The sequence below is a fragment of the Pusillimonas minor genome (assembly GCF_014237865.1).
In the GTDB taxonomy this organism is placed as follows: Bacteria; Pseudomonadota; Gammaproteobacteria; order Burkholderiales; family Burkholderiaceae_B; genus Neopusillimonas; species Neopusillimonas minor.
The window spans coordinates 1-6,222 of the sequence record NZ_JACJUU010000027.1 but is presented as its reverse complement, the minus strand read 5'-3'; the positions used below and the strand labels follow the sequence as shown (position 1 = coordinate 6,222).

General features: G+C 54.3%; 5 protein-coding genes and 3 pseudogenes. 1 reads left to right on the top strand and 7 read right to left on the bottom strand.

Going from position 1 to position 6,222, the window contains the following annotated elements:
- Both lacI (GTU67_RS14930) and GTU67_RS14925 read right to left on the bottom strand, forming a co-directional pair.
- A partial coding sequence (lacI, locus tag GTU67_RS14930) for a DNA-binding transcriptional repressor LacI (protein ID WP_185780784.1) occupies positions 1-922 on the bottom strand: 922 nt, incomplete at its 3' end.
- A 79-nt stretch (positions 923-1,001) separates the two neighbouring features.
- Positions 1,002-1,286, bottom strand: a pseudogene (locus GTU67_RS14925) (MFS transporter); the annotation flags it as partial.
- A 114-nt stretch (positions 1,287-1,400) separates the two neighbouring features.
- Here GTU67_RS14925 and GTU67_RS14920 point away from each other — a divergent pair.
- Positions 1,401-2,294, top strand: coding sequence for a methylenetetrahydrofolate reductase (locus tag GTU67_RS14920; protein WP_185780783.1), 894 nt, complete (start codon positions 1,401-1,403; stop codon positions 2,292-2,294).
- Between the two features lie 694 nt (positions 2,295-2,988).
- Here GTU67_RS14920 and aph(3')-Ia read toward each other — a convergent pair.
- From aph(3')-Ia to lacI (GTU67_RS14890), 5 genes and pseudogenes are all read right to left on the bottom strand, one after another.
- Positions 2,989-3,804, bottom strand: coding sequence for an aminoglycoside O-phosphotransferase APH(3')-Ia (aph(3')-Ia, locus tag GTU67_RS14915; protein WP_000018329.1), 816 nt, complete (start codon positions 3,802-3,804; stop codon positions 2,989-2,991).
- 1,136 nt (positions 3,805-4,940) lie between these two features.
- Positions 4,941-5,204: a Rop family plasmid primer RNA-binding protein gene (locus GTU67_RS14905; RefSeq protein ID WP_012537716.1), complete on the bottom strand. Its 264-nt coding sequence runs from the start codon at positions 5,202-5,204 to the stop codon at positions 4,941-4,943.
- A gap of 31 nt (positions 5,205-5,235) precedes the next feature.
- Positions 5,236-5,499 carry a site-specific integrase gene (locus GTU67_RS15735; protein WP_003660253.1) on the bottom strand — a complete coding sequence of 88 codons (264 nt, stop codon included), beginning with the start codon at positions 5,497-5,499 and terminating at the stop codon, positions 5,236-5,238.
- 50 nt (positions 5,500-5,549) lie between these two features.
- A pseudogene (locus GTU67_RS14895) lies at positions 5,550-5,891 on the bottom strand (tetracycline resistance MFS efflux pump); the annotation flags it as partial.
- 49 nt (positions 5,892-5,940) lie between these two features.
- Positions 5,941-6,222 (bottom strand): annotated as a pseudogene (lacI, locus tag GTU67_RS14890) (DNA-binding transcriptional repressor LacI); the annotation flags it as partial.

Sequence of the window (6,222 nt, the reverse complement as noted above, 5' to 3'; positions counted from 1 at the left end):
AGAGTTGCAGCAAGCGGTCCACGCTGGTTTGCCCCAGCAGGCGAAAATCCTGTTTGATGGTGGTTAACGGCGGGATATAACATGAGCTGTCTTCGGTATCGTCGTATCCCACTACCGAGATGTCCGCACCAACGCGCAGCCCGGACTCGGTAATGGCGCGCATTGCGCCCAGCGCCATCTGATCGTTGGCAACCAGCATCGCAGTGGGAACGATGCCCTCATTCAGCATTTGCATGGTTTGTTGAAAACCGGACATGGCACTCCAGTCGCCTTCCCGTTCCGCTATCGGCTGAATTTGATTGCGAGTGAGATATTTATGCCAGCCAGCCAGACGCAGACGCGCCGAGACAGAACTTAATGGGCCCGCTAACAGCGCGATTTGCTGGTGACCCAATGCGACCAGATGCTCCACGCCCAGTCGCGTACCGTCTTCATGGGAGAAAATAATACTGTTGATGGGTGTCTGGTCAGAGACATCAAGAAATAACGCCGGAACATTAGTGCAGGCAGCTTCCACAGCAATGGCATCCTGGTCATCCAGCGGATAGTTAATGATCAGCCCACTGACGCGTTGCGCGAGAAGATTGTGCACCGCCGCTTTACAGGCTTCGACGCCGCTTCGTTCTACCATCGACACCACCACGCTGGCACCCAGTTGATCGGCGCGAGATTTAATCGCCGCGACAATTTGCGACGGCGCGTGCAGGGCCAGACTGGAGGTGGCAACGCCAATCAGCAACGACTGTTTGCCCGCCAGTTGTTGTGCCACGCGGTTGGGAATGTAATTCAGCTCCGCCATCGCCGCTTCCACTTTTTCCCGCGTTTTCGCAGAAACGTGGCTGGCCTGGTTCACCACGCGGGAAACGGTCTGATAAGAGACACCGGCATACTCTGCGACATCGTATAACGTTACTGGTTTCACATTCACCACCCTGAATTGACTCTCTTCCGGGCGCTATCATGCCATACCGCGAAAGGTTTTGCGCCATTCGATGGTGTCCGGGATCTCGACGCTCTCCCTTATGCGACTCCTGCATTAGGAAGCAGCCCAGTAGTAGGTTGAGGCCGTTGAGCACCGCCGCCGCAAGGAATGGTGCATGCAAGGAGATGGCGCCCAACAGTCCCCCGGCCACGGGGCCTGCCACCATACCCACGCCGAAACAAGCGCTCATGAGCCCGAAGTGGCGAGCCCGATCTTCCCCATCGGTGATGTCGGCGATATAGGCGCCAGCAACCGCACCTGTGGCGCCGGTGATGCCGGCCACGATGCGTCCGGCGTAGAGGATCGAGATCGATCTCGATCCCGCGAAATTAATACGACTCACTATAGGGGAATTGTGAGCGGATAACAATTCCCCTCTAGAAATAATTTTGTTTAACTTTAAGAAGGAGATATACATATGGGCTCGCCCGTTATGGCCATCGATTGCGACAGCGTGCCGGATAATCTGGTGCATTGCTTCTCGATTGAGATGACTGGGAAGGATATCGATGCGCTGCAGGCAGCGGCGCCGCTCTTGCCCCCCGGTACATCCGTCGCGGTGACGTTCCTGCCAGGCGAAAACTACGAGACGCGGATCGCAGCCTGCAAGGCGGTGCGTGACCTCGGTTTCGAGCCGATGCCGCATTTCTCAGCCCGTCGCATCCAAGACGAGGCGGAGTTCCACGACTTCCTGCACGCCGTCGTGGCTGAAGCCAAGGTGCGGCGCTGCTTCGTCATCGCCGGAGACGCCGCTGAGCCGGAAGGCCCGTATGCCGATAGCATGCAGTTGATTGCCAGCGGCGCCTTTGAGGCCGCCGGGATCGACCTGATCGGCGTTGCGGGCCATCCCGAAGGCCATCCCAACATGACAGCGGGGGAGGCCACCGCCGTCCTGCGGGCCAAGACCGATGAGATCGAAAGACGCGGTATGGCGGCGCTCATCGTCACGCAATTTACGTTCGACGCTGCGCGCACGCTCGACTGGCTCGCCGAAGTACGCCAGGCCGGCATCGACGTCCCGGTTCTGCTCGGGGTGCCCGGCCCGGCCGGCATCAAGACGCTTTTGCGTTTCGCCGCGCGGTGCGGCGTCGGCGCGTCCGCATCCGTGCTGAGCAAATATGGCATCTCGATTGGCCATCTGCTCGGATCGGCCGGCCCCGACCGCTTCGTCGATGCGCTCCGCGCCGGAATTGGCGAACAGCATGGGCATGTCCGCCTGCACTTCTACCCTTTTGGCGGCCTCGACAAAACGGCGCGGTGGATCGCTGACTACGCTCGAAAGCACCTCGAGCACCACCACCACCACCACTGAGATCCGGCTGCTAACAAAGCCCGAAAGGAAGCTGAGTTGGCTGCTGCCACCGCTGAGCAATAACTAGCATAACCCCTTGGGGCCTCTAAACGGGTCTTGAGGGGTTTTTTGCTGAAAGGAGGAACTATATCCGGATTGGCGAATGGGACGCGCCCTGTAGCGGCGCATTAAGCGCGGCGGGTGTGGTGGTTACGCGCAGCGTGACCGCTACACTTGCCAGCGCCCTAGCGCCCGCTCCTTTCGCTTTCTTCCCTTCCTTTCTCGCCACGTTCGCCGGCTTTCCCCGTCAAGCTCTAAATCGGGGGCTCCCTTTAGGGTTCCGATTTAGTGCTTTACGGCACCTCGACCCCAAAAAACTTGATTAGGGTGATGGTTCACGTAGTGGGCCATCGCCCTGATAGACGGTTTTTCGCCCTTTGACGTTGGAGTCCACGTTCTTTAATAGTGGACTCTTGTTCCAAACTGGAACAACACTCAACCCTATCTCGGTCTATTCTTTTGATTTATAAGGGATTTTGCCGATTTCGGCCTATTGGTTAAAAAATGAGCTGATTTAACAAAAATTTAACGCGAATTTTAACAAAATATTAACGCTTACAATTTAGGTGGCACTTTTCGGGGAAATGTGCGCGGAACCCCTATTTGTTTATTTTTCTAAATACATTCAAATATGTATCCGCTCATGAATTAATTCTTAGAAAAACTCATCGAGCATCAAATGAAACTGCAATTTATTCATATCAGGATTATCAATACCATATTTTTGAAAAAGCCGTTTCTGTAATGAAGGAGAAAACTCACCGAGGCAGTTCCATAGGATGGCAAGATCCTGGTATCGGTCTGCGATTCCGACTCGTCCAACATCAATACAACCTATTAATTTCCCCTCGTCAAAAATAAGGTTATCAAGTGAGAAATCACCATGAGTGACGACTGAATCCGGTGAGAATGGCAAAAGTTTATGCATTTCTTTCCAGACTTGTTCAACAGGCCAGCCATTACGCTCGTCATCAAAATCACTCGCATCAACCAAACCGTTATTCATTCGTGATTGCGCCTGAGCGAGACGAAATACGCGATCGCTGTTAAAAGGACAATTACAAACAGGAATCGAATGCAACCGGCGCAGGAACACTGCCAGCGCATCAACAATATTTTCACCTGAATCAGGATATTCTTCTAATACCTGGAATGCTGTTTTCCCGGGGATCGCAGTGGTGAGTAACCATGCATCATCAGGAGTACGGATAAAATGCTTGATGGTCGGAAGAGGCATAAATTCCGTCAGCCAGTTTAGTCTGACCATCTCATCTGTAACATCATTGGCAACGCTACCTTTGCCATGTTTCAGAAACAACTCTGGCGCATCGGGCTTCCCATACAATCGATAGATTGTCGCACCTGATTGCCCGACATTATCGCGAGCCCATTTATACCCATATAAATCAGCATCCATGTTGGAATTTAATCGCGGCCTAGAGCAAGACGTTTCCCGTTGAATATGGCTCATAACACCCCTTGTATTACTGTTTATGTAAGCAGACAGTTTTATTGTTCATGACCAAAATCCCTTAACGTGAGTTTTCGTTCCACTGAGCGTCAGACCCCGTAGAAAAGATCAAAGGATCTTCTTGAGATCCTTTTTTTCTGCGCGTAATCTGCTGCTTGCAAACAAAAAAACCACCGCTACCAGCGGTGGTTTGTTTGCCGGATCAAGAGCTACCAACTCTTTTTCCGAAGGTAACTGGCTTCAGCAGAGCGCAGATACCAAATACTGTCCTTCTAGTGTAGCCGTAGTTAGGCCACCACTTCAAGAACTCTGTAGCACCGCCTACATACCTCGCTCTGCTAATCCTGTTACCAGTGGCTGCTGCCAGTGGCGATAAGTCGTGTCTTACCGGGTTGGACTCAAGACGATAGTTACCGGATAAGGCGCAGCGGTCGGGCTGAACGGGGGGTTCGTGCACACAGCCCAGCTTGGAGCGAACGACCTACACCGAACTGAGATACCTACAGCGTGAGCTATGAGAAAGCGCCACGCTTCCCGAAGGGAGAAAGGCGGACAGGTATCCGGTAAGCGGCAGGGTCGGAACAGGAGAGCGCACGAGGGAGCTTCCAGGGGGAAACGCCTGGTATCTTTATAGTCCTGTCGGGTTTCGCCACCTCTGACTTGAGCGTCGATTTTTGTGATGCTCGTCAGGGGGGCGGAGCCTATGGAAAAACGCCAGCAACGCGGCCTTTTTACGGTTCCTGGCCTTTTGCTGGCCTTTTGCTCACATGTTCTTTCCTGCGTTATCCCCTGATTCTGTGGATAACCGTATTACCGCCTTTGAGTGAGCTGATACCGCTCGCCGCAGCCGAACGACCGAGCGCAGCGAGTCAGTGAGCGAGGAAGCGGAAGAGCGCCTGATGCGGTATTTTCTCCTTACGCATCTGTGCGGTATTTCACACCGCAATGGTGCACTCTCAGTACAATCTGCTCTGATGCCGCATAGTTAAGCCAGTATACACTCCGCTATCGCTACGTGACTGGGTCATGGCTGCGCCCCGACACCCGCCAACACCCGCTGACGCGCCCTGACGGGCTTGTCTGCTCCCGGCATCCGCTTACAGACAAGCTGTGACCGTCTCCGGGAGCTGCATGTGTCAGAGGTTTTCACCGTCATCACCGAAACGCGCGAGGCAGCTGCGGTAAAGCTCATCAGCGTGGTCGTGAAGCGATTCACAGATGTCTGCCTGTTCATCCGCGTCCAGCTCGTTGAGTTTCTCCAGAAGCGTTAATGTCTGGCTTCTGATAAAGCGGGCCATGTTAAGGGCGGTTTTTTCCTGTTTGGTCACTGATGCCTCCGTGTAAGGGGGATTTCTGTTCATGGGGGTAATGATACCGATGAAACGAGAGAGGATGCTCACGATACGGGTTACTGATGATGAACATGCCCGGTTACTGGAACGTTGTGAGGGTAAACAACTGGCGGTATGGATGCGGCGGGACCAGAGAAAAATCACTCAGGGTCAATGCCAGCGCTTCGTTAATACAGATGTAGGTGTTCCACAGGGTAGCCAGCAGCATCCTGCGATGCAGATCCGGAACATAATGGTGCAGGGCGCTGACTTCCGCGTTTCCAGACTTTACGAAACACGGAAACCGAAGACCATTCATGTTGTTGCTCAGGTCGCAGACGTTTTGCAGCAGCAGTCGCTTCACGTTCGCTCGCGTATCGGTGATTCATTCTGCTAACCAGTAAGGCAACCCCGCCAGCCTAGCCGGGTCCTCAACGACAGGAGCACGATCATGCGCACCCGTGGGGCCGCCATGCCGGCGATAATGGCCTGCTTCTCGCCGAAACGTTTGGTGGCGGGACCAGTGACGAAGGCTTGAGCGAGGGCGTGCAAGATTCCGAATACCGCAAGCGACAGGCCGATCATCGTCGCGCTCCAGCGAAAGCGGTCCTCGCCGAAAATGACCCAGAGCGCTGCCGGCACCTGTCCTACGAGTTGCATGATAAAGAAGACAGTCATAAGTGCGGCGACGATAGTCATGCCCCGCGCCCACCGGAAGGAGCTGACTGGGTTGAAGGCTCTCAAGGGCATCGGTCGAGATCCCGGTGCCTAATGAGTGAGCTAACTTACATTAATTGCGTTGCGCTCACTGCCCGCTTTCCAGTCGGGAAACCTGTCGTGCCAGCTGCATTAATGAATCGGCCAACGCGCGGGGAGAGGCGGTTTGCGTATTGGGCGCCAGGGTGGTTTTTCTTTTCACCAGTGAGACGGGCAACAGCTGATTGCCCTTCACCGCCTGGCCCTGAGAGAGTTGCAGCAAGCGGTCCACGCTGGTTTGCCCCAGCAGGCGAAAATCCTGTTTGATGGTGGTTAACGGCGGGATATAACATGAGCTGTCTTCGGTATCGTCGTATCCCACTACCGAGAT

Bases quoted from the DNA above. Each gene is read 5' to 3' on its own strand.
- GTU67_RS14920 (WP_185780783.1), top strand. From the start codon at position 1,401: ATGGGCTCGCCCGTTATGGCCATCGATTGCGACAGCGTGCCGGATAAT.